Below are 25,646 nucleotides of genomic sequence, written 5' to 3'. Positions count from 1 at the left end.
TGGGCTGCGAGATCGAGGATTACGCGGCGCACATCAGCGGATGAAGCCGCAAGCTCCGTTAGGGCCGACTCCAGCGATGCCGCGGTGCAGGCCTCAGCTGATACAAGCCGCAGCGGCAGCTCTTCGGCACCGGCTACGGCATCCCCTTGTTCCTGAAGCTTGCGCAGCTCGCTCAGGGCCGCTTCGAAGGATTGCTCCGCACTGCCGCCGGATGCATGGCTGAGCGCGGACAAAACAACCGATAGCCCCGGAATAAGGCTGCTTAGCCGGGTATGGCGGATTTCCGCTTCCGGACGAATGCCAAAGTGCGCATCAAGATTGTGAACCAGCATCTGACGCAGCGAAAACTCGAAAATGAGCTGACGCCCGTCCGCCTTGATGAGGTCCATCACCCGCGTGCGGAATTGCTCATACTGCTTTTTGTCAAGCTCCCGAAGCGCCGGCAGCGCAAGCTCAGCAAGGGCGAGTTTGCGGGTACCGCTGAGTTCTCCCATCGCCTCCGAAAGATTGAGCACGGCCTCGGCCACATCATCGTCTTTCCCGGTTGAAAGCAGCTCGAGCTGTTTGCCCCTCACGCTTGTTTCGGTATCGAGCAGCAGGGCGTATAGGAGCTGCGGGGCATCGCCGGTGTGCTGCGCGGCATGCAGACCGGCTTCGGGCAGGGTTTCACGGAGGAGGCGGGCCTGCTCCAGCTGATCGCCTTCGATGGTACCGGCAGCCGCAATGAGCACCTCGGGCGTGATGCCGGGCAGCCTGAGCGCATCGTGCCCGCCCAGCGGACCGCGCGACTGCCCCGAAGCCTGCTTTGCAGTTTTGTCAGCGGAAGGCTGCGGTTTCCTTGAGGACCGTGCAGCGCCCGGCTCAAGCAGATGCAGCGCATTCAGGGCCTCGAGCCTCTTGGGGATGGGCGGATGCGTGGCAAACATGGCATTCATCCAGCTTTTTTGGCCGGTTGAAAAAAACAGATGACTCATTTCGGCGGCGTGCGCATCCTTCACATCTGAGCCTTCGGCGTGCCGCTGAATCTTTGCCAGGGCCGATGCAATGCCTTCGGGATTACGGGTGAACTGCGCCGCAGCAGCGTCGGCCAGGAACTCCCGCTGCCGGGAAACAGCCGACTGAATCATGCGGCCGAACAGAACGCCGAGATAGCCGATTACCGTGAGGGCAAGCCCAAGGGCAATAATGGCGATGGTCGCGTTATTGCGGTTCCGGCCCCCGCCGAGGCGCACATACATCTGTGAGCGCATCAGAATCATCCCCATCAGGTGAATCACCAGAATCCCGTTCAGGATACCAATCAGCCGGATATTCAGGCGCATATCACCGTTAAAAATATGGCTGAACTCGTGTGCGATTACGCCCTGCAGCTCGTCGCGGCTGAGCAGCTCCATACAGCCGCGCGTTACCCCAACAACGGCATCGCGGGTACTGTAGCCCGCGGCAAAGGCATTGATGCCGGGCTCGTTATCCATCACATACACCGCCGGCACCGGCACGCCCGATGCAATCGACATTTCTTCTACAATATTCATCAGCTTGCGCTCGTGCGTGTCGGTCGTGTTGCTTTTCACAAGCCGGGCGCCCATCATCTCCGCAACTGCGCTGCCTCCCTTGCTAAGCTGAGAAATCCGCCAGCCCGATCCCGCTGCTATAACCAGCAAAATTACGGTTGAAACGCCAATCAGCAGCTCCGGCACCCATAAACTGCCCATTCCGGCACCGGCACCGGCGAACAGCACAAGAAGCACAAGAAGCACAAGATAGACCGATAAAATCAGCCCGATTACGGCAAGGGCGTAGAAAAAGACCAGTTTTTTGGTGTTGCGGCGCGCATCATCCTGCGCTTTAAAAAAATCCATGAGGGAAACCCGTTTTCAGAAAAAAAGCCCGCACCGAAAGCCGGGCGGGCAGTGAATGGTTAATGGCCGTGCGATTTTGCACAGCGCGGATAAATCAGGCCCGGCTCAGGTGAAGGATACCCGAACATTCTGACGCTCTTCCGCAGGATTATCGAGCTCGAAGAGCGGGGCTTCATTAAAACCGTACAGATTGGCAAAAATGATGTTGGGGAATTTTTCCCGCTGTGTGTTGTAGCTCATCACCGAATCATTAAAAGCCTGCCGCGCAAAGGAAATCTTGTTTTCCGTTGAAGTGAGCTCTTCGGTGATTTGCATCATATTTTGGTTGGCCTTGAGGTCAGGGTAGGATTCTGACAGCGCAAAAAACCGGCTCATTACCCCGGAGAGCTGCTGCTCGCTTTTCTGAAGTTTGCCGAGTGCATCAGCATTGGAAGGATCGGCCGCAACCTGCTTCTCAACCTGAACTGCCTGATTCCTTGCTTTGATTACGGCTTCGAGCGTTTCCCGCTCGTGCTTCATGTAACCCTTTGCAGTCTCAACGAGATTGGGAATGAGATCATAGCGCCGTTTGAGCTGCACATCAATCTGTGAAAACGCATTTTTGTAGCGGTTGCGCATGGTCACGAGTCCGTTGTAAATGCTGATCTGCCAGATGATCAGCAAAATCGGAATAGCGATTGCCGCAATGATAAAAATCATCATGGTTCTGTTTGATTTAGGATATTTAGAAAGCCTATGTAAAGCAATAACTTATGCGCCAATATAGGATTTTTTACTGTTCGATAGTAAACCTTCGCCCGTTTTCCGGGAATTTAGGTAAACCGCAAAAAACGGTGGGGGCAACAGAACCTTCTACCGGCCGCGCCCGAGTATCAGATACCCGCTGAGGCAGGCAAAACCTCCGGTAAGCGCGCCGACCGCCCAGGTGATGACGTACATCACCCATACCGGCACCGACATTACGGCGGCTACCTGCGCCGACAGCACGAAGCCGTTCTGCCAGTCGGCAAAAAGCGCGAGTACCAGCCAGAGCCCGCCAACGCCGGTCATCCCGGCCGACAAAGCCTTGAGCCCGCGGTCAGGGCCAATGAGTCCGGCAATAAAACAGGGGATAACCAGGGTCCACCAGGGGAAAAAGAGCATCAGCCCCCAGGTGCCAAGTACAATGATTACGACAGATGCTTTCATAGATTCCTGCGATTTTAAGTCTGAAAAAATGGGTTCTGTTTTTGGAGACAGCTGCGGGCTGAGGCCCTGCGCTTACTCCGGGAAAGTCGGGTTGTCGCGGGCCGTTTGCAGCCAGCTCATTGCCTCTTCGGGTGTTCTGAAGAAATGAAGCGGGAAGAGCTCGCCGCGTGCCCAGGGCTCGATGAAGTTGTCATAATGCCGGCTGCCGGGGCTGCCGGATTGTCCGCCGGGGTACACGCCCCAGGCCCGGATCTCATCTTCGAGGCTCACGACCATGCGCCAGCTCGGGCCGTTGGTGCCGCGCATCGAGTTTACGGCCTCGGTTGCGCCGTCCGTGCGGATGCTCATGCGGCTGAGCGGCTCAATCCGTGTGAGGTGCATGATGCGCACCTGCTGATACCGCCACCAGCGCCACAAGCGGCGCTCTTCACCCATGCGGCGGGTGAGTTCGGCAATGGCATCATCCCATGATTTCATCACAAGCGCAGACAGATCAGCCGGGGCAGCAGCCGGTACCGGGGCAAAATTATCGATAATGTAGGTGTACTCAGCAGGATCGGCGAGTACCTGAATGGTGCGGATATACTCCGGCACCCTGCGGTGCTGCGGGAGCAGGCCGGACAGCGGAATGTCCCAAAGGTTCGACCTGATTTGCCGCAGCCACTCATTAAAGATGACGGGTGCGTGCTCGTCGGCTTTCATCTCGTAATCCCATGCTTCGAGCTTTTCAACAAGATCGAGGTCAGGAGCGGAGAGGTTTTGAAAGCCATCGCTGCTTCTGAGCAGGTCGAGCATAACGGGCAGGCCTTCACGCGCCCTGAGGCTGAGGTCGTCGTTTTGCAGCGCCTGCATATCGCGCCAGTCGGCATTGTTCATTTCGGCAAGGCGCTCATTGATGCGGGCACCCCGCTCGAAAGAGGAGAAAAATCTTCCCAAATAGTACGGGTAGTCGGGCGCTGCGGGATTTTGGTTCGCAGAGCTCACAAAGCCGAGGTCCGGATTGGTGATACGCGGCACTTCGTTACGGGGCACGAAAGCCTGCCAGTCGTAGGCTGCACTGCTGCCGTCGCTTATAAAATCGCCCATCCCCTCCCATCTCAGCGGGAACAAACCATTGTGCCAGAGGGAGATATTGCCGTGCCGGTCAGCGTAGGTGAAGTTCTGTGCCGGCGTTTCGAAATACGGGAGCGCTGCGGTAAAGTCCTCGTAGCCGCGGGCGCGGTTGAGGGTGAAGAAAGTGCGCAGATCGGTCGTGCCGCGGTGCGCCATCCACTGCGAGGCCTGACCCCGAAGCCGGTCGCGGTCGAGCACCACAACCGGCCCGTGATGCGTGTACCACACGGTATCCTGCACGGCCGCTGACCCGCGAACGCCAATTTCCTCAATAACCATGCGGGTAGGTTTCCACTCGCCTTCGTGCAGGTATTCGGTGAGGCTGCGGTCTCGGAAGGTAACTTCATACACATCCAGCACATTGGCTCCGGAATTGGTAACGCCCCATGCCACATCCTCATTAAACCCGACAATAACAGACGGAATGCCCGGGATTGAAACCCCGTACACGTTCAGGCCGGGGGCGTTCAGCTGAACTTCATACCAGATGGCGGGCATGGTCATTTCCAGGTGCATGTCGTTGGCGAGCAGGGGCCGGCCGGTCTCCGTGCGGCTGCCGTGTACGGCCCAGGAATTGCTGCCGAGCGACGGATCCGGCAGACGGTGCAGGTCGCCGGCGGCATCAGAAAGCAGGGTCGGGCTGAAGGGGTCCGGTGCGGGTCCCGGTGTCAGGCTTGGCGCAGGCCATTGCGTGCCCGGCGGGATGATGGGATCCATTTCAACCGGATGAGCGGGTAAAAAGCGGTCGAGGAAGGCGTCGCCCAGGGCAGCCCGCATGTGGCTCATGCGCACAGCCGAGGTGCCCCCGGCCAGTGTCGAGGCCATGTTCATGTGCATCAGGGCCACATTTATAGGCTCGAACGGTTCCGGTTTGTAGCCCAGCAACTTGAACTCCAGCGGGATTTCCCGCCGCGGCAGCTGACTGATAAAAGCGTTGACACCAGCAGTATAAGCGTCGATGATTTCCATGAGCTCGGGCTGCTGCTGATAGGCCTCAATTTTGTTTTGAGCCCCCCAAAGCATGCCGCGCCGGCGTTCCGCGCGGTCGAGGGCTACGGTCTGCTCGCCGAGCACCTCAGAAAGCCTGCCCGCTGCACCCCTCACCTGAAGATCCATCTGCCAGAGGCGGTCCTGCGCGGTAACGAAACCCTGCGCAAAATACACATCATGATCGTTTCGGGCGAAAATGTGCGGCACCCGCCGGTCGTCGAACACCACAAGCACGGAGTCCCGAAGGCCTTCGGCGCGCAGCCAAACGGCGCCGGGTTCGTGCTGCGGCTCCGCACTTTGCCAAAAACCGCTGATCGGGTTTACGAAGGGGCCGAGGGCCGGAATCATACCGGCACGGCTGTTCAGAATTAATACAAGTGCAAGGGTTACAACAACTGCCCCGCCTACTTTTAGCCATTTAACCATACAGATGTGCTTGTGTTCAGAAAAGGTCTTGATTTAGTGCTGCCGGGCCGATTCAGCTTTGATGTGTACAAAAATCAGTTTTTGAGCTCAGCTGCGGTGAATGAAAGTAAGGAGGATGGGGCTCAGTTACAATTTCGGGGGAAGAGTCCGGAAGCGGTTAGCCCGGCTCAAAGCCGGCGGGCGAGCACAACCGTTTCGCGGAAGGTTTTGGTTTTGCCGGCAGCGCTGTTGTAGGCTTCAAATACCACAATGTAGATTCCGACCCGATTTTCCATGCCGTTGTCGCGGCGGCCGTCCCAGATGAGGGTTCCGCTCAGGCCCGCCGGCCGGCCGTCGGCGAGGGTTCTCACCAGCCTGCCGTGCCGGTCGAAGATGCGTACCCGCAGCAGGTAGTCCGGCTCATCGAGCAGATAGCTGAGGAAGAGGTTGTCGTCGAAGCCGTCGCCATCCGGGGAGAAGGGATTGGGTTCAAGCACCAGACCTTCGCGTGCCGGAAAGTCCGCGGGCTGCTGCATCAGAGAGTTCGGACTGCCGGGTGTACCGCCGGCGGGCACGACACTCGAGCCCCAGTTTGAAGCATCATTTCCGGATGCCTCCGGATTGATGCGCTCCAGGGCGATCCCGCGGGTATCCGAAAGGTTCGGATTATGCCAGCTTGCGGCATAAAATACGGAGTCGATAAGGGTGCTGTCGGCCCCGGCCAGAAACACGGCATCGGCGCTGGTGCTTAGGCTGAGCGTACTGCGGTCGGCACGGAAGAACATCGGACTTTCATCAAGCTCAAAGAAACGTGCAATTCTCGTTTCACCGAAATTTCGCTGCGGATCGGCAAACAGCACCGCGTAACCGTTGGCGGGCACCCAGGCGCTTTCGGTGCTGACAGGAAAAATGCGGCGAACCTGACCATCAAAGTCCGGCTCATCATGAATGTGGAAGCCTTCAAAATTAACAGCATACGGCCTGCGGTTATAAAACTCTACGTACTCACTCTGGTCAGGAAACGGATTCCGGCTGCCGCTCAGCGGCTGAAACATGATTTCGTTGATCACCACATCGCCCGGCTGCAGTTGCTGCGCCAGCGGGATGCTGAGCTCCCCCGCCCGGTTGCCCGGCACATCCCTCAGCCGGCTTACCTGCACCGTCTGTTCGGTGCCGGCGAAAGCCGTAACCGGTCCGCCGTTTGCAGCTGAGAGCAGGATGCGGTTGCCGCGCCGCTCATCGAAGTCAAAAACCGATAAGGCGAGGCCGTCGAGCGCAAAGGCGGTTTGCTCATCGGGGATGACAAATTCGCTGAACCGGAGTTCGATGTGGCCTTCGGGGGTGCGGGTCGCAAAACGGATTTGCGGCGGGCTCTGATTGGGCTCATAGGCCAGGTTTTCAGCTCCGGCGCTGTGGCCTGTTGGGTGCGCCGCCCAGTTGGAGGGATCGTTGGATGCGGACTCAGGGTCCCGGCGCTCAATAGCGCGACCGACTTCGGTATTTCCGCCCCACGAAGGCTCGTACCGCAGGCTGTCAACGGTGAGGCCTGCCGCATTGCGGATGAATACGGCATCCCCGTTCTGACTGAAGGCCGGAATCGCCGGCACCCGCAGAACGCCTGCATCGCCGGACGCCAGACCGAGCAGCTCCGGCTCTTCGGTAACGACCAGATACCCGCCCGGCCGGAGCGGAATTTGACCTGAAGGGTGCGTGAGCTGAATCAGGCTTGTTGAGCGGCCCAGCTGCCAGCCCTGAAGGTCCAGATTTTCGCCGGAGCGGTTGTACACCTCCACAAAGCGGGGCGTCTGCCCGCTGACCGGCCGGTACAGGATTTCGTTGATGACCACATCGCCCTGCCCTGCAGGCACAAAATCAAGATAAACGACCGCAGCCTGCGCTTCACCCAGCGGATTCCCGAAAATATCGGTGAGGTTTTGCAGGGTGATGCGGTATTCCCTGCCGGCTTCCAACGCTGCGGCCGTGCGCAGCTGAATCACATCCCCGCTCACCCCTACGCTGCTGAGCCCGGGATCGGGTAGCAGCTGATAGTTTTGGATGATGCCCGCCTGCCCCGGATCCATACTCTTGCTGAAACGAAGCTCGATCCGGTCGGGCTGCGGCGCCGTCGCGCTCAGGAGTTCGGGCGGACTCGTATCGGGCGGGATTTGGTTTGGCAGCCCGGGCGTTGCGAGAAGCGGTGCCGGCGAGTTGCCCCAGTTTTCAGGATACCAGGCAGCGGCGGCTGTCGAGCGCCGCTCGAGGGCAACTTCGCGGCCGCCCCAGGCCGGACGGTAGCTCAGGGAATCGGCCAGCTGACCGTTCGGCGTTCTCAGCACGATGGCATCGCCGCCGGTTTTGAGGGCAGGGAAACGGCTGCCCATGTCAATCAGGGGCACATCCGGGAAAATATTCCGGAGGCTTTCATCCGGGGCCAGCACGGCATAGGCGCCGGGTGCGAGCAGGTAGCTTTCCTCCGAAATCGGCCGGCGCGTGCCGGTGTCGTTGCTGAGGGTCCAGCCTGCGAGGTCGAAGGCTTCGGCTCCGGTATTGTGGAGTTCGACGAAACGGGAGTAGCCGTCAGGCCGGTCGTACATGAACTCCGTGATGAAAACCGATCCGGAATCGGGCAGCCCGACCTCAAAATAGGTGAAGCTGCGGCTCTGCTCCGGCATCGGCACGCCGAAAATGGACCGGACATCCCGCACGCTCAGGCTGTAGCTTGTATTGTTGATGAGATCATCGGAGAGCGAAAGCTGCATTTCCCGTGGCGCGGTTTTCTGAATCAGGCTGATTTCCGCATCCCCGGAAAAATCAAAGTTTTCCGGCTGTACGGCTGATGCAGCGTCGATATGCCGGCTGAATCGTGCGATGAGGGTACGGCTGCCGCTGTACGTAAGGGCCGTAAAAACGGGCGGGGCATCATCCGGCCCTGCGGTGTTGGGCAGCCCCGGCGTGCCGAGCAGCGGATCCGTGCTTGTTGCCCAGTTTTCCGGGCTGTGGGAAATGGCATCAGCCGAGCGCCGCTCCAAAGCCCGCCCGGCCCCGCCCCATTCGGCCGGGCTATACTGCAGGGAATCGACCTGAACTTCATCCCCCGAAAAAATCCGGATGCGGTCAGCCGAAGCCCGGTTCATGGACGGGAAATTGCTGACTGCGATGGTGTTACGCGGGCCGAACCAGCTTTCAAATCGGGAAATCTCGCGGGTCAGCACCACGTACTCGCCGGGCAACAGCGCGCGGTCGGTGAGGGTGATGCGCCGGACCGTTGTGGTGTTGTCCTGAATCCGCCAGCCGTTCAGGTTGATGATTTTCCCGCTCCGGTTGAAAAGCTCAACATACTGCGGGGGCCCGCCCGGAAGCGCATCATCATAAAAAAACTCACTCACGACCACATCCAAAGCTTCGGCGGGTTCGAAATCGTAGTACACGACCGGCAGCTGTAAATCCCCGAGCGGGTTGCCGAAAATATCGGTGAGGTTTTGCAGGCCGAGGAGGACTTCCTCCCCCGAAACCAGTCCGGACGCCAGCAGCAGGCGGATTTCGGCGCCCTCTGCGGTGATGCTTTCGATGCCCTTATCGGGCTCGAGCTGGAAATTGTCCGGGTTTTCGGCTTCTGCCGCATCCATCGGTTTTGAAAATTGCAGGGTGATGCGGTTTTCCTCGGGCATGAAGGCAGCGAGGAGTTCGGGCGGGGTTTCGTCGGGCGGGATGAGGTTGGGCGCACCCGGCGTGCCCGGTAGCGGACCGGGCGAGTCGCCCCAGTTTTCGGCGAACCAGCCGGGCGCGGTTGCAGACCGGCGTTCCAGCGAAACTTCAAAACCGCCCCAATTTGGCCGGTAGCGCAGGGAATCGACCAGCACGCCTTCGGCATCGCGAATCACGATATCATCGCCGCCCAGCTTCAGGGCCGAGAACCGGCTGCCCATGTTGATAAGGGGCAGGTTGGGGAACTGCTGCAGCAGGACGGCATCGGGGGCAAGTACGACATAGGAACCGGGCAGCAGCAGGCGGCGGTCTTCGGTAATCACCCGCTGGTTGCCCGTATCATTATTATAGGTCCAGCCGGCGAGGTCGAAGGCTTTCTCCGAGCGGTTGTAGAGCTCGATAAAGCGGGACCATCCCGGGGCGGCGCGATACATAAACTCGTTGATGATTACCTCACCCGGCGAAACCGGCACTACAGTATAATAGGTGAAGTTCCGGCTTTGCGGCGGCATGGGAACGCCGAAAATGGTCTCGACCCCGGAAACGGTGAGGGTGTAGTCCGCAGCGGGCAGCATCGGCAGGCTCAGGCTGAGCTGCACTTCCCGGGGGGCGGTTTTCTCAGCTGCCGTTACACTGATGATACCGCTAAGCTGATAATTCCCCGGGTTTTCAGCGGTAATGCGGTCCGGTTCCCGGTCGAAGCGCAGCAGCAGGGTCTCGCTGTCCGTGAAGGTAACTTCCAGAAACTGAAGTGGTTCGGGATCGGGTTCGGCGGTGTTGGGCAGGCCGGGGGTGCCGCCAAGCGGATCGGTGCTTTCGGCCCAGTTTTCGGGGCTGTGGGAAATGGCCGTACCCGAGCGGCGCTCAAGCGCGACTCCGGCACCGCCCCAAACGGCCGGCTCGTAGCGCAGGGAGTCGATGCGCACCTCCTCGGGGTCAAAAATCTTAATCTGATCGGCAGAAGCACGGTTCAGGCTCGGAAAGTTACCCAACTCCAGATAATTCCGCGGACCAAAGCGGTCCTCAAGGCCGGCGGCATCACCAGTTAGCACGACCATTTCGCCGGGGGCAAGGAAAAAATCGGCCGTTGTGAGGCGGCGTACCGTCGATGTGTTATCCTGAATGCGCCAGCTGTTCAGGTTCAGGGTTTTACCCGATTGATTAAAAAGCTCAACATACTGTGGCCATCCGGCGGCGGAATCATAGAAAAACTCATTGATTACGATATCGCCGGGCAGGGCGACATCCTCTATAAAAAAGGGAATTTCGGTGTCGTCCAGTACGCCGCCGGCAGTATCGGTAACACCGGAAAGCTGCAGCAGGTAGGCGCCGCCGGGCAGGGGTTCATCAAAAAGCAGGTCGAGGATGCGCCCCGCGCTCAGGGAAAGGCCCGGATCCGGAACCGGGCTGCCGTCGGCACGGGTGATGGTAATGGTACCGGCGTTGACGGTGGCCGGGAGCACTTCCTCTGAAAAACGCAGCTGCAGTGCAGAGGGAGAAAGCACCTGAAAACCTGCCACAAAAACCGGCATCTTTTCGATGAAAAAATCATCAAAGAAAAAACGGTCCGTGCGGGTGGCCGTGTAGGTTGCGCGTACGCCAAACCAGGATGAAGTTTCCCAGATGGTATCTGTGGCGGGAGTGCCTTCGGGCTGCGGCTCCGTTTCGGGCGCTGAGGCCACAAAAAGTGCCCATTCGCCCTCCGGATTTCGGGTTACGCGCACGCGGTACATCACATCCGGTTCAATCAGGGTTTCGCCGGTTACGATGATGCGGGCTGCGTTGCCGTCATCAAAGCGCACGATCCGGAAAAATTTATTGCTGCCGGATTCGCCGATTCTCACGGCATAGCCGTTAACGCCCTCGCGCGAATCGGGCCGGTCGCTTATGAGAAAAACATGCGCCCGGTTGGTGTTGGAGGTCGCAAAACCGTCGAGCCGTACCGAGAACTCCCACAGCCCGTAACCGGCAACCGAAGCCGTGCTCAGATAAGATACGCCCGCTGCTGAGGCATTCAGCCGGAGAAGGTTGTTGCCATTTTCTTCAATGATCAGCCAGTTTTCGGCATCGCCAGTCCATTCGGGGTTTTCAGTAAAATTGCCGTCCTCAAAAGTTTCATTCAAAATGACCTGCGCAGCAGTCTGTTCCGGCAGCACAGATATAGCAGCGGCAGCTATCATCAGCAAAATCAGCCATCCGTTTTTAGGTAACATAAGAAGAATGATTTCAGGAGATAAAAAATTACAGGCCGCATGAAAGCCCGTTCATTTAAGAATAACGCCATAAAGAGTGAGCAGGCCGGAAAACCTTACATCACGGATTAAACCTTCAGATCACTTTAATAGCTATGTGTAATTCATTAAGTTAGGTATTCATCACTCCGGCTCATCAAAACCCGATACTTATGAAAATAGCAGCCCCAAAAAAAATTGCGCTAATCGCCCATGATTCGCGGAAAAACGAAATGGTAGAATGGGCAAACCATAACAAAGCTGTGCTTAAACATCACGCGCTTTTCGGCACAGGAACAACCGGATCGAGAATATCAAAAGAAGTTGGTCTGCCAGTGCACTGCTTCAAAAGCGGACCGCTGGGCGGCGATCAGCAGGTTGGTGCCAAAATCAGCGAAGGTGAAATTGATTTTCTCATTTTTTTCTGGGATCCGCTTTCAGCGCAACCGCATGATGTTGATGTAAAAGCTTTGCTGCGCCTTTCGGTCTATTATAATATCCCGATTGCCTGCAACCGCTCGACAGCCGACTTCCTGATAACATCACGACTTCTGGATGGCGACGATTTTGAACCTGCTGAAGAAAAGACGCCGCCCTCAGATGCTGCGTCAGCTGTGGAAAGGGAGCCTTAAGGCACGGGAATCAAAATTCAGCGCTCAACTGGCAGAACATATTTACCTGATTTAGCAAAACTAAAGGATGTTCCGGCCATCAGAATTTTGCCGGAACCATTATCCCGGATTTGTGTTTGTATTAAGCGTATCAATTAAATACATTGTGAATTACTTTAGTCAATCAAAACACAAATAATATCTATGATGTTTAAATACAGTACAATTGCGATTGCTGCTGCATTTGCTCTGAGTGTGTTCTCAGCTGATGCATTTGCCCAAAAAGCTCCACAAGCTACTGCAGAGCGCTCCGTAAATACAGCCCCTGTACTTCAAAATGAAGTACTTTGGGATCAAACTGACAATACCGTAACTAATGGTGCACTTGGTATTTACGACCTTGATGAACCAGAAATATGGGCCGTTGAAGCCGCTGACGATTTCGTAGTTCCCGAAGGTCAGGTTTGGACCATCACAGCTGTAGAAGCGTTAGGTTTCTATGCTGATCTAATTGGTGAGCCCTTTTTCGCTAACGTTAACTTTTATGTTGACGAATTCGACCGCCCTGCTGACTCCCCTGAGTTTGAGTTTTTTGAAGCTGAAGTTACTTCTTCTGCTGACGGAACTATTCTTGTTGAACTTCCGGAAGCTGTAGAGTTGACAGCAGGAATCTGGTGGGTATCAGTTGCTCCCCACATGGATTACTTTGCTGACGGCCGCTGGTTTTGGTTCGGTAACGGCTCTACCAATGGCGCTGAGTTTCACTGGAGAAATCCGGGCGGAGGATACGCTGACGGCGCAAATACACAATGGACCCGTCAGTCTGTTTCTTTCCCAACCTTCCCTGTACAGGATCTCGCTTTCCGTGTTTACGGAACTGCTGCTGACGACGCAGGTCCGGAGCTTGGCGCATTCAGCCTGCTTTCTCCGCCAAACGGCGTTGAAGTTGACCTGACTTTCGAAGGCGAAACTTCTATTGCTATTCAGTGGGAAGCTTCTGAAAATGCTACCGACTATGCCTGGGTTGCTCACCTCGCAGGCGGCGATCTTGAAGATCCCCTCCTTGACGTGCCAACCGGTGCTGAAACCGAACTCGTACTTACCGACGGTGCTATCTACGACATTCTTGTAAGCCTCGGCGTTGAAGCCGGCCAAACAGTTACCATCGACTGGAGCGTAGTAGCTTCTGCCGGTGACAACAGCCGCTTCGCTGACGAAACCTGGAGTGTTACCTTCACCCTCGTACCGCCAACCAACATTGGCCGCGACGAAATCGTGAGTGGTTTCGAGCTTTCTCAGAACTACCCGAACCCGTTCAACCCGACTACCAACATCAGCTTCACCCTGCCACAGGCTTCTGATGTTAGCCTTGAAGTATTCAACATGCAGGGTCAGCGCGTAGCTACCCTTGCTAACGGAAGCTTCTCTGCCGGTTCACACATCGTTACTTTCGATGCTGCCAGCCTTTCAAGTGGTATTTACCTCTACCGCATGACAGCAGGTGCCTTCACACAGACCAACAAAATGATGCTGGTTAAGTAAGCCCAACGGCTTCAAATCAGGTTTTATAACCAAAAAGGGAATCACGGCATAAGCTGTGGTTCCCTTTTTTTATGCCCAAAAATTTTCGTCAGAGCCTGCTGAAAACGGAAATTCCATATACGTCTCCCAAAATTTCCCGTTGTGCTTTAGCAAATGAAGAGATTCGGCACAAAAAGACGCGGCAAAGCTGCGGGTTCTGAAACTCTCCCAGGCTTCGGGGAACATTTCCTCCGTGAGGTCGCGGGTTGCGATCGTGCAGTGCGGGTTTATCTGATGAGGAATTTTTTCCGGATTCACGCCCGGGAGTTTTCGAAGGACGGGCTTCAGCGCCTCATGAAGCGCCCGAACCGGTTCGGGGTTTTCCGGTTTCACAAAGATGACGCGGGGCGGAAACGCACCAAAGCCGTTCAGGTGCAGCAAGAACGGTTTTCGCGATGCCGCAAAAGCTGAAAGGCGGGCAACTATTTCCGACTCCTGATCCGGGAGCGCACGAAACGGCATTTGCAGGGTGAAATGCGGCGGCACTTTCAGGGCGTGCTTCGCACCGAAGCGGTCCCTCATTTCGTGCTTAAACGCGGTGACCGACTCCGCAATTTCGGGGTTGCTCAGGATGGCGATGAAGTAGAGATTTTTAACGGGTTTTGTGCCTGACATGTCGGTTTTCCTGAAATAATTTGGGAATGTTAAATATCGGGCTAAATCAACTTCATAGCAGATTACCAAAGTTCAGACCTTTCATATTTGTCAGGCAGGATTCAGCAGGCATTCAGATCCGGAAAGAAAAAATCGCTTCAGCTCTGCCAATATGCTGATTTGAAGCCTCATTTTGACTCAATCGGGGACATAAATGACTCAAATGGGGACACTTAAAAGGAAGTCCATTTAATAAGTTGGTTCAGTGTTTGAACAGAAACACGGTACAGAAACCAGAACTAACTTACTACCTAATGAAAAAGCTGTTTTCACTTTTCATTTTGCTTTTTGTATGCCATGCTGCAAAGGCAAACGACATCCGGGTTTCAAACGGCACCCTGGGAGAACAAAATACTGCCGAGGGCTACCGGATAATTGAGTTCGACCTAAGCTGGGAGAACTCATGGCGCACAGACAACCTTTTCCCCGATGATGGCCATTCAGCCGGTAACTGGGATGCTGCCTGGGTTTTCATAAAATACAGCGCTGACTTTGGGCAGTGGCGGCACGCCAAACTCCACTACAGCGGTCACAGCACCGGCGCCGGCACACCCGCAACGCTCGATATTGGGGTACCCAACGAGCGGGAAGCTTTTCACATCTCAGACAACCCCGGAGTTGGGGCATTCATATACCGGAGTGAGGAAGGCAGCGGCACCTTTTCAACTACGGGCAACAAGCTGCGCTGGAATTACGCCATCGATGGCGTTGCCGACGACGCTTATATCACCATCCGGATCTTTGCCATTGAAATGGTGTACGTGGCTCCGGGTCCCTTTTGGCTGGGTAGCGGTGCTGAAGAAAACGGCACCTTCCTTGCGGGTGGCGAGACAGGCAGCACGCCCTTTTTGGTAACCGAAAACTGGGACGGCTGCATCGAAAATATACCCGGCTGCCTATGGGGCAGTTCTACAACGGAAAACAGCACCATTGGCAGCCCCGGAAGCCTAAACCCGGATTTCCCGACCGGTATCGACGGCTTCTACAGTATGAAATATTCCGTTAGTCAGCAGCAGTACGTGGACTTCCTCAATACCTTAACCCCATCGCAGGCCGCGGCCCGCGCATACACGGACGGCACCTTCCGGAATGGAATCAGCCTGTCCGACGGGAGGTATCAGACAAGCAATCCGTTTCTGAGCAACAATTTTATGAACTGGATGGACGGTGCTGCTTTTGCGGACTGGGCCGGTCTGAGACCCATGACCGAAACTGAATATGAAAAAGCCGCCCGCGGCCCGGCAGCCCCTGTCGCCAATGAACATGCCTGGGGCAGCACCTCTATTTTTCAGGCAACAGGTTTAATGAATCCTGGCCAGGCAAGCGAGTTACCCACCCCATCTACTGCCAATTCCAACTATTGGCAAGACGGGAATCCAATACGAGGACCAATCAGAGTAGGTTCATTTGCAAACGGCAGCACTACCCGCGAGCAATCCGGCGCCGGGTACTGGGGGATAATGGAACTAAGCGGTGACGTGTGGGAGCGAACGGTTTCAGCTGGAAATGATACCGGGCGTTCCTTTACCGGCAACCATGGCAACGGAAAGCTGACTCCAGAAGGTAATGGTGCAGTTACAGCATGGCCCGGTATGCAGGCTCAAGGTATAACAGGTACCAGCGGGGCAGGTTTACGCGGGGGTTCCTGGGTGAACAGTCTAACTGAATTAAGGGTCTCTTACCGAAGAGCTGCCTCTGACGAAGTAAGCAGCAGAAACATAAACTTTGGCTTCCGTGGCGTACGCTCATTGCCTTTAGCCGCTGGTAATTAGCTTTTTGCTTTTTGCTTCTTTTGTTAATGAACATGAGAAGCGGACTTCAGGGCATTCAATGAAATAACAGCTTTTTGCGGCTTCAGACCACAACGCAAAATGCTGCTCAAAATGAGTTGATTAACTATTTCCGAAAATTATACCTATGAATACAAAACATTTCATTCTCACTCTAATCGTACTGCTGCTTGGTTCGGCAGCAGCGATGGCACAGTTTGCCGGCGGTGAAGGCCGCGGTGATTTCATGTACAGCTTCCCGCCGGAACCCGATCCGGTGCTTCTTGTGTCAACCGAATCACTGGATTTTGGCTCGGTCCCGATCGGCAACAGCGCTTCTGAAAGCTTTACCCTCATCTATCAGGGCTTCGGGCAGCTTACTGTGAGCAGCATCACGTCCGATAACGACGCCTTCCTGGTGTCAGATGCATCTCTGATCCTCGGCTTGGGTGAAAACCGTACCGTAAGCGTTACCTTTCAGCCCGCTTTTCTCGGCCCAACAGGCGGAACCATTACCATAGTAAGCAGTCTCGGTGAGCTTACTGTAACTGTGAACGGCAGCGGCGCAGAACCCGGCGAACTGGTGCTCAATCCGGAAAGCATCAGTTTTGAAGTGGACGAAGGTGAGGACGGCGGCTTCAGCTTTACCCTGAGCAACACCGGTGGCTTCCCCTTCGATTTCAGTATCATCAGCGGACTTACGGCTCAAAGCAGGCTGCTTTTACCGGTCGGGAAGGTCACTGAAGCCGTTACGGCTCAACCGCTGTCGGGCAGGGATATTTCATCAGGGCACGAGCTTCAGACTGCTCCTCCGGCTGGGCTTATCAGCCCGCCTACTACATCAGGTGATGCTGCATCTCCCTTGTACCGCAGTGCTTTGGACAACGAGCTTGTCCTCACGCATTCATTATCACAGAACATTACTGCAGGAGGTCCAAGATGTGGCCATTCAAGCAATACCAGAACTAGTAGTACCAGCTTTCTCCGCACTTACACCCTTGCTGATTTCGGAATTGATATCGGATTCAGCGTTACAGCGGTTCAGTTTGGTATTAGACTTGTAGATGGCCCTGCTTTACCATTACAAGCACGGATCTACCTTCTTGAAGGTGACTTCGTATTCTCTAACATGACGCTTCTGGGAAGCAGCACTGTTACTGTGGATAGCAACAACAATAACAGTGTGATTACGATACCTGTTGATGCAGTAATTCCTGCAGGCGCTACCCTGGTGGCAGAAGTGTTCGTTGACAGATCAGAATCCTCAAACTTCTTTCCAGGGGTAAATTCTGAAGGCGCAACAGCACCCTCATATCTTGCCGCTGCTAACTGTGGCGTTCCGGAGCCTGTAACCAACGCTTCAGTTGGTTTCCCAGATTCACATCTGATCCTCAATGTGGTCGGTGAAAGCGGCGACGGCCTTTTCGTTTTGGAACCCAAAACCGGAACCATTCCCCCGGGTGAAACCGTCGAAGTAAATGTTATGGCCCTCACATCTGAACTTGAAGCGGGAAGCTACAACGCACAGATAATTGTTTCCACCAACTCTACCCTTACCCCTTCCGGACTTTTAGAGGTAAACTTTGATGTAATCGACACCACCCCGGTCTGGAACCAAACCTTCGACGGCACGGCGGGCTGGCGATTGGTTGGCTCTCCCGTTCGCGGTACAACCTACGGCGAGCTGCTCAGCAGCATCTGGACACAGGGCTACACCGGCTCGGCCTCTTCCAACCCTGACGCCGACCCTAACGTGCTCTTCTATGATGAAACAGCCGGAACATGGCTGCCTCCGTCTGAGGCCGGAAATATCGTAGGATCAGACGGCAGCAGTCCGGATTTTGATAATGCCGGTCGCAGCTTTGCCGTGTTTATGTTTGATGCCGATGTGATCGGCGGTCCCGCTGTCTGGCCCAAAACCCTCAGCGCTGCCGGTGAACGCATTGCCGGAACCGTGCCGGTAGTGCTCACCCGAACCGAAGGCACCGGCAGTGAAAATCAGCCGGGATGGAACCTGGTAGCCAACCCCTACCCTTTTGACATCGACTGGAATGCACTTGTAGCTGACGGCGGCCTTGAGGATGTGTTCGGTACTGTTTTTGTTTTTGATAACGAAGCCAATCTCGGCTCCGGCGCTTTCAGGCCTGCATTCGGCTTTGAAATGGACGGACTCGCCGGCAATATCGCGCACGACGGCATCATTCGCAGCTTCGAAGGATTTCAGGCGCGGGTGTTCGCCAACCGCACCAACGGCACCATCACCTTTGATGAGGCCTATGCGGCCGGTAACGGCGGCGAAGAACCAATGGGTGAAGCAGCGGTGCCCTATCTCGCTCTTTCAGTTACCGGCAACGGCCTTGCCGAACTCGCCGTCCTAACCTTTTTTGAAAATGCTGGCACCGGGCAAACCGCTGTAGAGCGGCCGCAGGCGCTGTCTCTGCCCGCTCTCAGCTTCGGCATCAGCGGCGAAAACGGGCGGCAGCTTGCTCTGAAGAACCTTGAGCTTGCTTTCGGTGAGCAGCTGAGCCTTCCCCTTTCTTTTGCAGCTGCAGGCGCCGGCACCTTCAGCCTGAATCTCGACGGTTTCGAGGGCTGGGACGCGGGCTACTCCGTGAGCGTGCTTGACCATTACACCGGTGAGCTTCACGAGCTCTCCGAAAACAACCCGTACCTTTTCCAAAGCTCACCAAGCGCGACGAACCTGCAGCGGGTAGCGGATGCGCGCAATCTTGACCCCGTCAGCATTGCATCAAATCCGGATCTCGTGCATCTGGAGACAAGCGACCGCTTCGAGCTGATTGTAAGCCGGGGCCTGCCGACCTCCGCTGAGCCAGGGACCGACCTGCCGCTAAGCTTCAGCCTTGAGCAAAACTATCCGAACCCGTTCAACCCGGTAACCCAAATCCGCTACGCCCTGCCCGAGGCCGCGGATGTACGCCTTGAGGTGTTCAACATCACCGGTCAGCGGGTAGCAGTACTCGTAAATGCAAGCCAAAATGCCGGTTACCATACCGTGCCATTTGATGCACAGCGCCTCTCAAGCGGCGTGTATATCTACCGCCTTCAGGCCGGCAGCTTCACCGAAACCCGGAAAATGACCCTCATTAAATAACAACCTGCATTTTTAGCACAAGGAAAACAGAAGATGGAAAATCAAAAGAAACCCTACAAAAAGCCGACAATAAGCGTGACTGAGTTTGATCACGTTACCTCTGCAGTACTGATGTCGCTGCCTCCCGGGCCGCTGGGCGACCCGGTTTCTTTACCGCCGCCGCCAACGCAGAGCTAAACGCATCACCCTAAAACAAAGCCGCCCTGTTTTTCTCAACCAAAAGCAGGGCGGCTTTTTTTGTTGCTTCAGAGCCTCCATCCCTTTTAAATATGCCTTTTTCAATTTATCGTTCTGATTATCTTCCTCCTGAACAGGAGCACTAAGAAGCCATCCCTGCACTGCATTGTAAGGCACTGTACTTTAGTTTTTGTTTTTTTCGCAATTGCGAATTATTATAATCCAACTCTAAGGACTTGAAAGAAATAAACCTGAGCGATTGAAAATCACTAAACTCCGCTTTCTTCTGGCGTTGCTGATTGTGCTTTCATCACAACTACCCGATGCAGATGCACGCCAGTCACTTCCAGCCGGATATCCTGTTGTTACCAGTTACGATCACCGTAATTCCTACACCGGTACGGGTCAGGCCTACAATATTGCTGAAGACGACCGCGGCATTATTTATTTCGGCAACCACATCCACGGCATACAGGTTTTTAACGGAAATGGTTGGGACCGCATCCACCTTGGCAACAACCGCGGGGCCATCAGTCTGCTGTGGCATCCCGATGAAAAAAGGATGTACTTCAGCTCGGATTTCACCTTCGGGTATCTTGAGGTAAACGAATCCAACGAATTTGTGCCGGTTCATTTATCGGAATACCTCGAACCGGATGAAATCATCAAAGAGCGCTACTGGATGATGCGCCACTGGAACGACAAAATCCTGATCAAAAGCTCACGGCAGCTGCTCAGCTGGGATGGCAGCGAGATCGAAATCCTGTTTCAGTCCGACAAACTGGTCAACCGCCTGCACGTAACAGGCGATGCCTACTGGTTTCATGTGGAGGAACACGGCATGTACCGCGGGGATGAAAACGGGATTGCACCCTTTGCGCTGGAAACCCCCGACGGCAATCCCTTTGCCATTGGCGTTTTTGATTCGGATGAAGGCATCACCTTCATCACACAGTCCACGCACATGATTCACTACGACGGCGCGCAGTTCACCTTCGGGAACAATGCTCAGCCGATGGCCCCGGGTCAGCCTATGGCGCGGGTCATCCGCACGAGCTCCGGTGCCTTTGCCCTGGTTGACGGGCAGACCGGCGTCCGGTTTTTCCATCCCGACGGATCGCCGGATGTTCACATGACCGAGGCGCACGGCCTGCCTACCAACCGAAAGGCATTTCTGTTTGAGGACAGCAGCGGCAAGGTATGGGCCGGCGGCGGACTCGGCGTGTCCGTAATCGAGTATGCCTCACCGCTTCGGATTCTCAGCGGCGAGCAGCAGGTTCCGCCCGGCTCAGAAGCTTTACTCTACTTTCAGGGTGAACTCTTTGCCGGCGGGTCAACCCTCTTCAAATGGGATGATGCCCAACAAAGCTGGGCCGCACTGAGCGATCTGCCCAACCGCATTATGAATATGCAGACGGATGGAAATTCACTCATAGCCGCCGGACAAGCAGGGCTGCTTCAGTACCAAAACGGCGTGTTACATCATCCCTACAGGTTCGGCACCTACGAGATTGCGTTTTCAGAACGGTACGACGATCTGGTTTTTGTAATCGGCTCCACCTGGCTCAAGTTTTTCCTGACGGATGAAACCGGTCTCATTCAGCGGAAAATCCACGAAATCGACTTTGAAGCCATCGGCTACTCGGTGCATGAGGATACGCAGGGCCGGATATGGATCGGAACCGGAAACCGCGGCATCATCCGCATCACCTATTCCCGCGAAGGGAACACCATCACAACCGATGAGTTCCGGCGATTCGGCACCGATCACGGCTTCCCCCCCGGAAATTTCCTTTACACTTTCAAAGCGAAGGACACCGTCTTTTTCACCACGAGTGAGCAGTATTACGCTTTTGATGAAGCATCGGAGACCTTCTTCCCCTACCTACCCTTCGAAAAACCCTTCGATTTTCACATCAAAACGCCCTGGCCTACGGTGGCCGATCATTTCAACCGGCTGTGGCTCGACCTGAACGGCGCGCAGCTCGGGTTCCTTGATCTCTCAACCGAACCGCCGCATGAATGGACCTTCATGCCGTTTCGCAGGCATGCGCCCTTCCTGCATATTCAGGATTTTGTGATTCCATCCGAGAACGAAGTTTACACGATTTCGGACTTCACGGCTTCGCGTTTTGATCTCACCAAACTCGATCTTTTCCCCCGAACGGGCAGCGCCATCATCAGCGAAGTTACGCTCGGTACCGACTCCCTGCTCAGCGGACAGGCCGGGCCGATCGTTCGCACACGCGAAGCAGGCATCTCCCATACGCGGGAGCCCATTCGGTTTAACTGGGGAAGCACTTCTCATCTGCCGGTCCGCTACCGCCGTTTTCAGACCAAACTTGAGGGATTCGACCGGGAGTGGACCGTTTGGAATGATGAAACCCGCCGGGAGTACACCAACCTGCCGGCCGGCACCTACACCTTTATTGTACGCACCCGCGATGTTTATACCCGCGTGGGCGATGAAGCCCGGTTTACCTTCACCATACTTCCTCCCTGGTACGCTACGGTTTGGGCGTACCTGATGTATGTGATTTTTTTCGCAGGCTTTATGTTGTTCCTTGTGCGTTGGCGGACGGCATCCCTCGAAAAGAAAAAAGAAGCGCTGGAAATCACCATTTCGGAGCGCACCAAAGAAATTGAGGCCAAAAAACAAAAAGCCGAAGAAGACCGCATCCTCATTGAAAAACAGGCCGGAAAACTCCGGGAAGAAAAACAGCTCCGCTCCCGCCTGTTTGCCAATATCGCCCATGAGTTTCGTACGCCCATCACCATCAGTCAGGGTTTGGTTGAGAAAATCGACCGGGATTCCATCACAGAACCGGAGGACAAAACCAACATGCAGGTGGTGAGGCGCAACATCAGGCGGCTGTCGAACATGATTGATCAGGTGATTGATGTCACCAAGCTGGACAATCAGATTTTGCAGCTTCGGCCTAAGGTTCTGCTTGCCGGGCCGCTGATGCGGCGTATAGCTGAGAGCTTCCGATCCCTCACAGACGCCAAGAAACAGATCTACAAAATTGACCCCTGCGAAACTGATTTGCGCATTCAGACGGACCCCGACAAGCTGGAGACCATCCTGAACAACCTGATTTTCAACGCCATCAAATTCACCCCGGAAGAAGGCATCATTCAGGTTACGGGCAGCCGGGAGGAAGGGCGGCTGGTAATCCGGGTTTCGGACACGGGTCCGGGCATTCCGGATGATCAGGCCGAATCGGTCTTCAACCGCTTCCACCGCATTCGCAACGAAAACCTGCCCTATCAGGAAGGCATGGGGATTGGCCTGGAGCTCAGCCGCTCGCTTGCAAAAGCCATGGAAGGCGATTTGTACCTGGAAACCGGGCGCAAAAAAGGCAGCTGCTTTGTGCTGAGACTGCCGGAGTACACCGGTGAATCCCTGCCCGAACCGGATCAGTGGGAGGAACCGCTGAGCCGGAGTCAGCTGGACCTCACCGGGCTGAGCATCCTGGCTGAAAACCAGCCGGAGCAGGTTAGCGGAAAGATTCTGCTGGTGGAAGACAACAAAGATATGCAGGCTTATGTGGCCGGAATTCTCAGCCGGCTGGGGGAAGTCCGGATTTGCGAAAACGGTCTTGCCGCGCTTGAGCTGCTCAAAACCTGGGAGCCGGACCTCATCATTTCTGACCTCATGATGCCGGAACTCGACGGCTACGGTCTGGTTCAGGCGCTCGAAAAACAGCCCCGGCTTCGGGAGATTCCGGTCATCATCCTCACAGCGAAACCATTTTTGGAAAACAAACTCAGCCTGCTGCGCGCCGGGGTTATCGACTACATCACCAAACCGTTCAATGCTGAGGAACTGCTGCTGAGGTCCGGCAACGCCCTCAAAACCTACAGCAGCCGGAAAGAAATCAGGGTAGCCATGAAGCTCGATGCAGATACAGATGCCACTGAAGAAGTGCGCGGACATGCAGAGCGGGCCGCAGCCTACATCAGAGCGCACATCAGCGATGAAAACCTCAAAACAGACCTCATCGCCGACGCCCTGAACATGAGCCGGAGCACGCTCGTGCGGGCTATCAAAGCCGAATCGGGCATGACACCCGCGCAGTTCATCAAGGAGATCAGGCTGCAGTATGCACGGCAGCTGATTCTGAACAACCCGGGCATCAGCAAAGAAGAAACTGCGGAAGCCGTCGGCTTTCAGAAAGCGAGCTGGTTCGTAAAACTGTTCGAAGAGCGCTTCGGGGTGAAGCCGGGGGAGCTGGGGTAAGGCGGCATCAAGGCCAGGCCTGGTAAAACCGTGCAGCCCTGCCGGGACAAAAAATGCTCTTTTGGGCAAACTGAGTCTCCTTTTGAACCAATCGGGGACAAAACTGAACTGATCGGGGAAGAAAAACAGGCAACCATATGCCTATGTTGGGTTCGGGTTCGGATTCGAAACATCTTAGAACTTAACAGCCCGCAAATGAAAATACTTTTCATCCTTTCAGCACTCTTTATTGCAGGCCCCACCCTATCGGCGCAGAACAGCCCGGTTAACATGTCTGAACCCCGGGCAGACGACTACCCGGAGCACGCAGAGGTGACCCTGCTAAGCGGCATTAACCCGGAAAATGACTTTTGGTCAGACAGCACGGTCTTCCCGGGCACAAACAGCACTGTAACCGTTGTGACTGCCCACGAAAACTATATTTACGCAGGAGGTTTTTTCACCACTGCCGGTGGTGTTACAGCTAACCGTATAGCACGGTATAATACAACAAACGGTGAGTGGACTGCTCTCGGCGGGGCCAATGGTGTGGTCAATTCATTGCTCATCATCGGAAATCATCTCTATGCCGGAGGTGATTTTTTAGAAATTGGCGGCATAACCTCCTTTTTTCTGGCCCGGTACAATTTAACAACCGGTAGCTGGGAAAATTTTGGAGGTGTGAACTCCACGGTAAGGGATCTGGCGGTAAGCGGAGACAACCTTTACATCGGCGGAGATTTCACGTTTGCAGAAGGCAACATCCCGGCTATCAGCCTCTCTCTAACCGGGGCAGAGATGCAGGCTGAAAGTCAGCTGTTTTTTGATGATGAAAGAGCTTTCTATCCCGAATCATTCAACGCATTCCGGATGAGCAGCCTTTCGCCGGACTACCTTCACCTGTTCACAACCGACGGTAACCGCACTGGCGCACGCAGTACCTTCCGCTAAGCCATTCCTACACCAAAGAGCTGCCGCTGCATGTTCAGGCTGCAAAGGGTGGCACTTTCACCCTCGGGGTGCCCGCCTTTCCCGAAACAGAAGGCATCGTGATAGTACTGACCGATCAACATACGGGTCAGCAGATGCTTTTAGAGGAAGGCTTTTCATACGTTTTCACGATGGAAGCAGCCGGATTACAACTGTCCGACAAGGAAACCCCGGAAGCAATCCTTACCCGCAACAATCCTGCGGTTACCCTTCAGGAAGAACATCCTGAAAACCGGTTTACCCTTACCGTGAACTACAGCTTCACCGGACTTCAGCCCGAAACGCATCACCCCCAATCCATAAGCCTTCACCAAAACTATCCCAACCCGTTCAACCCGGTCACGAGGGTTCAGTACGCTTTGCCGGAAGCGGCAGATGTGCGGCTCGAGGTCTTCAACCTTACGGGTCAGCGGGTGGCAACCCTGGTGAGCGGGCACCAAAGCGCAGGCAGCCACACGGTAAGCTTCAGCGGGCAGGGCCTGTCAAGCGGCATTTACCTGTACCGCCTGCAGGCCGGCAACCAAAGCATCATCCGCAAAATGACGCTGGTGAAGTAAGGCTTCTTGGCCTTACCAACAATCAGGCCGGTATGTGCGTCAAATTGGCGCCTTTGCCGGTCTGCAACTCCCTCCCGCATCATCCAAAATTCAAACTGACTGTACTATGCAATCCCTTCTGACTTCTTTCATCACAACTACCATCCTCACCTTTTTGTTTATCTCCCTTCCGGCTGATGCCGAAGCTCAGCATCGCGATCAGCAGGTCTGGCGCGACAACCCGCCCGCGCAGCCGATGAACAACCCGGGCCCGCCTCAGCTGCCCGGTGCCCCCACCCAAACGCCCATCGGCAGCGGGCTCGGTCTGCTGCTTGCGGCCGGCGGGGCCTACGCCCTTAACCGTCTGCGCAGGCAGCAGGATCAAACCGGTTAAGCTAAACGATCACAGCTCCGCTGCACAAAACCATAGCAGCTGTTGCAATGGAAACATGCTGAAAGCACAGGCGGATCCGCCGGCTGATCAGACTCAGGTTGGCACT

General features: G+C 55.5%; 16 protein-coding genes. 9 read left to right on the top strand and 7 right to left on the bottom strand.

Going from position 1 to position 25,646, the window contains the following annotated elements; translation table 11 throughout:
• The 5 genes from LAT75_RS09160 to LAT75_RS09140 all read right to left on the bottom strand — a co-directional run.
• Nucleotides 1-1,862 (bottom strand): M48 family metallopeptidase (locus tag LAT75_RS09160; RefSeq protein ID WP_291482353.1); only part of this gene is annotated, 1,862 nt, incomplete at its 3' end.
• Between the two features lie 105 nt (nt 1,863-1,967).
• Nucleotides 1,968-2,561 carry a LemA family protein gene (locus LAT75_RS09155; protein ID WP_363320542.1) on the bottom strand — a complete coding sequence of 198 codons (594 nt, stop codon included), beginning with the start codon at nt 2,559-2,561 and terminating at the stop codon, nt 1,968-1,970.
• Nucleotides 2,562-2,714: 153 nt separating this feature from the next.
• Nucleotides 2,715-3,050 carry a hypothetical protein gene (locus LAT75_RS09150; RefSeq protein ID WP_291482351.1) on the bottom strand — a complete coding sequence of 112 codons (336 nt, stop codon included), beginning with the start codon at nt 3,048-3,050 and terminating at the stop codon, nt 2,715-2,717.
• 72 nt (nt 3,051-3,122) lie between these two features.
• Entirely contained in the window at nt 3,123-5,579 is a 2,457-nt protein-coding gene (locus LAT75_RS09145) for a penicillin acylase family protein (protein ID WP_291482350.1), read from the bottom strand.
• Nucleotides 5,580-5,746: 167 nt separating this feature from the next.
• Nucleotides 5,747-11,476, bottom strand: coding sequence for a lamin tail domain-containing protein (locus tag LAT75_RS09140; protein WP_291482349.1), 5,730 nt, complete (start codon nt 11,474-11,476; stop codon nt 5,747-5,749).
• 191 nt (nt 11,477-11,667) lie between these two features.
• Between LAT75_RS09140 and LAT75_RS09135 the strand changes: the two genes are divergently transcribed.
• Both LAT75_RS09135 and LAT75_RS09130 read left to right on the top strand, forming a co-directional pair.
• Nucleotides 11,668-12,126 carry a methylglyoxal synthase gene (locus tag LAT75_RS09135; protein ID WP_291482348.1) on the top strand — a complete coding sequence of 153 codons (459 nt, stop codon included), beginning with the start codon at nt 11,668-11,670 and terminating at the stop codon, nt 12,124-12,126.
• A 183-nt stretch (nt 12,127-12,309) separates the two neighbouring features.
• Nucleotides 12,310-13,647 (top strand): T9SS type A sorting domain-containing protein, encoded by a 1,338-nt coding sequence (locus tag LAT75_RS09130; RefSeq protein WP_291482347.1) that lies wholly within the window; start codon nt 12,310-12,312, stop codon nt 13,645-13,647.
• 69 nt (nt 13,648-13,716) lie between these two features.
• On the opposite strand, the gene LAT75_RS09125 is transcribed toward LAT75_RS09130, so the two are convergent.
• On the bottom strand, nt 13,717-14,301 hold the full coding sequence (locus LAT75_RS09125) for a 2'-5' RNA ligase family protein (RefSeq protein ID WP_291482346.1): 585 nt from the start codon (nt 14,299-14,301) through the stop codon (nt 13,717-13,719).
• A gap of 293 nt (nt 14,302-14,594) precedes the next feature.
• Here LAT75_RS09125 and LAT75_RS09120 point away from each other — a divergent pair, with 293 nt between their 5' ends.
• The 5 genes from LAT75_RS09120 to LAT75_RS09100 all read left to right on the top strand — a co-directional run bounded on the left by LAT75_RS09120 (nt 14,595) and on the right by LAT75_RS09100 (nt 24,571).
• The gene (locus LAT75_RS09120; RefSeq protein ID WP_291482345.1) at nt 14,595-16,112 is read left to right on the top strand and encodes an SUMF1/EgtB/PvdO family nonheme iron enzyme; all 1,518 of its coding nucleotides are present in this window, start codon (nt 14,595-14,597) and stop codon (nt 16,110-16,112) included.
• A gap of 145 nt (nt 16,113-16,257) precedes the next feature.
• Nucleotides 16,258-19,221, top strand: a complete 2,964-nt coding sequence (locus LAT75_RS09115; protein WP_291482344.1) for a T9SS type A sorting domain-containing protein — start codon at nt 16,258-16,260, stop codon at nt 19,219-19,221.
• Nucleotides 19,222-19,254: 33 nt separating this feature from the next.
• Complete coding sequence (locus LAT75_RS09110; RefSeq protein WP_291482343.1) at nt 19,255-19,398, top strand: hypothetical protein; 144 nt, start codon at nt 19,255-19,257, stop codon at nt 19,396-19,398.
• 259 nt (nt 19,399-19,657) lie between these two features.
• Complete coding sequence (locus LAT75_RS09105) at nt 19,658-23,641, top strand: ATP-binding protein (RefSeq protein WP_291482342.1); 3,984 nt, start codon at nt 19,658-19,660, stop codon at nt 23,639-23,641.
• Nucleotides 23,642-23,836: 195 nt separating this feature from the next.
• Nucleotides 23,837-24,571, top strand: a complete 735-nt coding sequence (locus LAT75_RS09100) for a hypothetical protein (RefSeq protein WP_291482341.1) — start codon at nt 23,837-23,839, stop codon at nt 24,569-24,571.
• On the opposite strand, the gene LAT75_RS09095 is transcribed toward LAT75_RS09100, so the two are convergent.
• Nucleotides 24,568-24,693, bottom strand: a complete 126-nt coding sequence (locus tag LAT75_RS09095) for a hypothetical protein (RefSeq protein ID WP_291482340.1) — start codon at nt 24,691-24,693, stop codon at nt 24,568-24,570. The two genes, LAT75_RS09100 and LAT75_RS09095, sit on opposite strands and share 4 nt — an antisense overlap.
• A gap of 12 nt (nt 24,694-24,705) precedes the next feature.
• Between LAT75_RS09095 and LAT75_RS09090 the strand changes: the two genes are divergently transcribed.
• Complete coding sequence (locus LAT75_RS09090; protein WP_291482339.1) at nt 24,706-25,167, top strand: T9SS type A sorting domain-containing protein; 462 nt, start codon at nt 24,706-24,708, stop codon at nt 25,165-25,167.
• Nucleotides 25,168-25,273: 106 nt separating this feature from the next.
• Nucleotides 25,274-25,540: a PID-CTERM protein-sorting domain-containing protein gene (locus LAT75_RS09085; RefSeq protein WP_291482338.1), complete on the top strand. Its 267-nt coding sequence runs from the start codon at nt 25,274-25,276 to the stop codon at nt 25,538-25,540.
• Nucleotides 25,541-25,646 lie beyond the last annotated feature (106 nt).

Source organism: Cyclonatronum sp., from assembly GCF_022565315.1.
Lineage (GTDB): Bacteria > Bacteroidota > Rhodothermia > Balneolales > Cyclonatronaceae > Cyclonatronum.
Note: the sequence above shows the minus strand (reverse complement) of the source record. Positions and strands in the feature narration are given on the sequence as shown.

Coding starts and splice junctions, on each gene's coding strand:
- LAT75_RS09155 (WP_363320542.1), bottom strand. CDS start 2,561: ATGATTTTTATCATTGCGGCAATCGCTATTCCGATTTTGCTGATCATC.
- LAT75_RS09150 (WP_291482351.1), bottom strand. CDS start 3,050: ATGAAAGCATCTGTCGTAATCATTGTACTTGGCACCTGGGGGCTGATG.
- LAT75_RS09145 (WP_291482350.1), bottom strand. CDS start 5,579: ATGGTTAAATGGCTAAAAGTAGGCGGGGCAGTTGTTGTAACCCTTGCA.
- LAT75_RS09140 (WP_291482349.1), bottom strand. CDS start 11,476: ATGTTACCTAAAAACGGATGGCTGATTTTGCTGATGATAGCTGCCGCT.
- LAT75_RS09135 (WP_291482348.1), top strand. CDS start 11,668: ATGAAAATAGCAGCCCCAAAAAAAATTGCGCTAATCGCCCATGATTCG.
- LAT75_RS09130 (WP_291482347.1), top strand. CDS start 12,310: ATGATGTTTAAATACAGTACAATTGCGATTGCTGCTGCATTTGCTCTG.
- LAT75_RS09125 (WP_291482346.1), bottom strand. CDS start 14,301: ATGTCAGGCACAAAACCCGTTAAAAATCTCTACTTCATCGCCATCCTG.
- LAT75_RS09120 (WP_291482345.1), top strand. CDS start 14,595: ATGAAAAAGCTGTTTTCACTTTTCATTTTGCTTTTTGTATGCCATGCT.
- LAT75_RS09115 (WP_291482344.1), top strand. CDS start 16,258: ATGAATACAAAACATTTCATTCTCACTCTAATCGTACTGCTGCTTGGT.
- LAT75_RS09110 (WP_291482343.1), top strand. CDS start 19,255: ATGGAAAATCAAAAGAAACCCTACAAAAAGCCGACAATAAGCGTGACT.
- LAT75_RS09100 (WP_291482341.1), top strand. CDS start 23,837: ATGAAAATACTTTTCATCCTTTCAGCACTCTTTATTGCAGGCCCCACC.
- LAT75_RS09095 (WP_291482340.1), bottom strand. CDS start 24,693: ATGTTGATCGGTCAGTACTATCACGATGCCTTCTGTTTCGGGAAAGGC.
- LAT75_RS09090 (WP_291482339.1), top strand. CDS start 24,706: ATGCTTTTAGAGGAAGGCTTTTCATACGTTTTCACGATGGAAGCAGCC.
- LAT75_RS09085 (WP_291482338.1), top strand. CDS start 25,274: ATGCAATCCCTTCTGACTTCTTTCATCACAACTACCATCCTCACCTTT.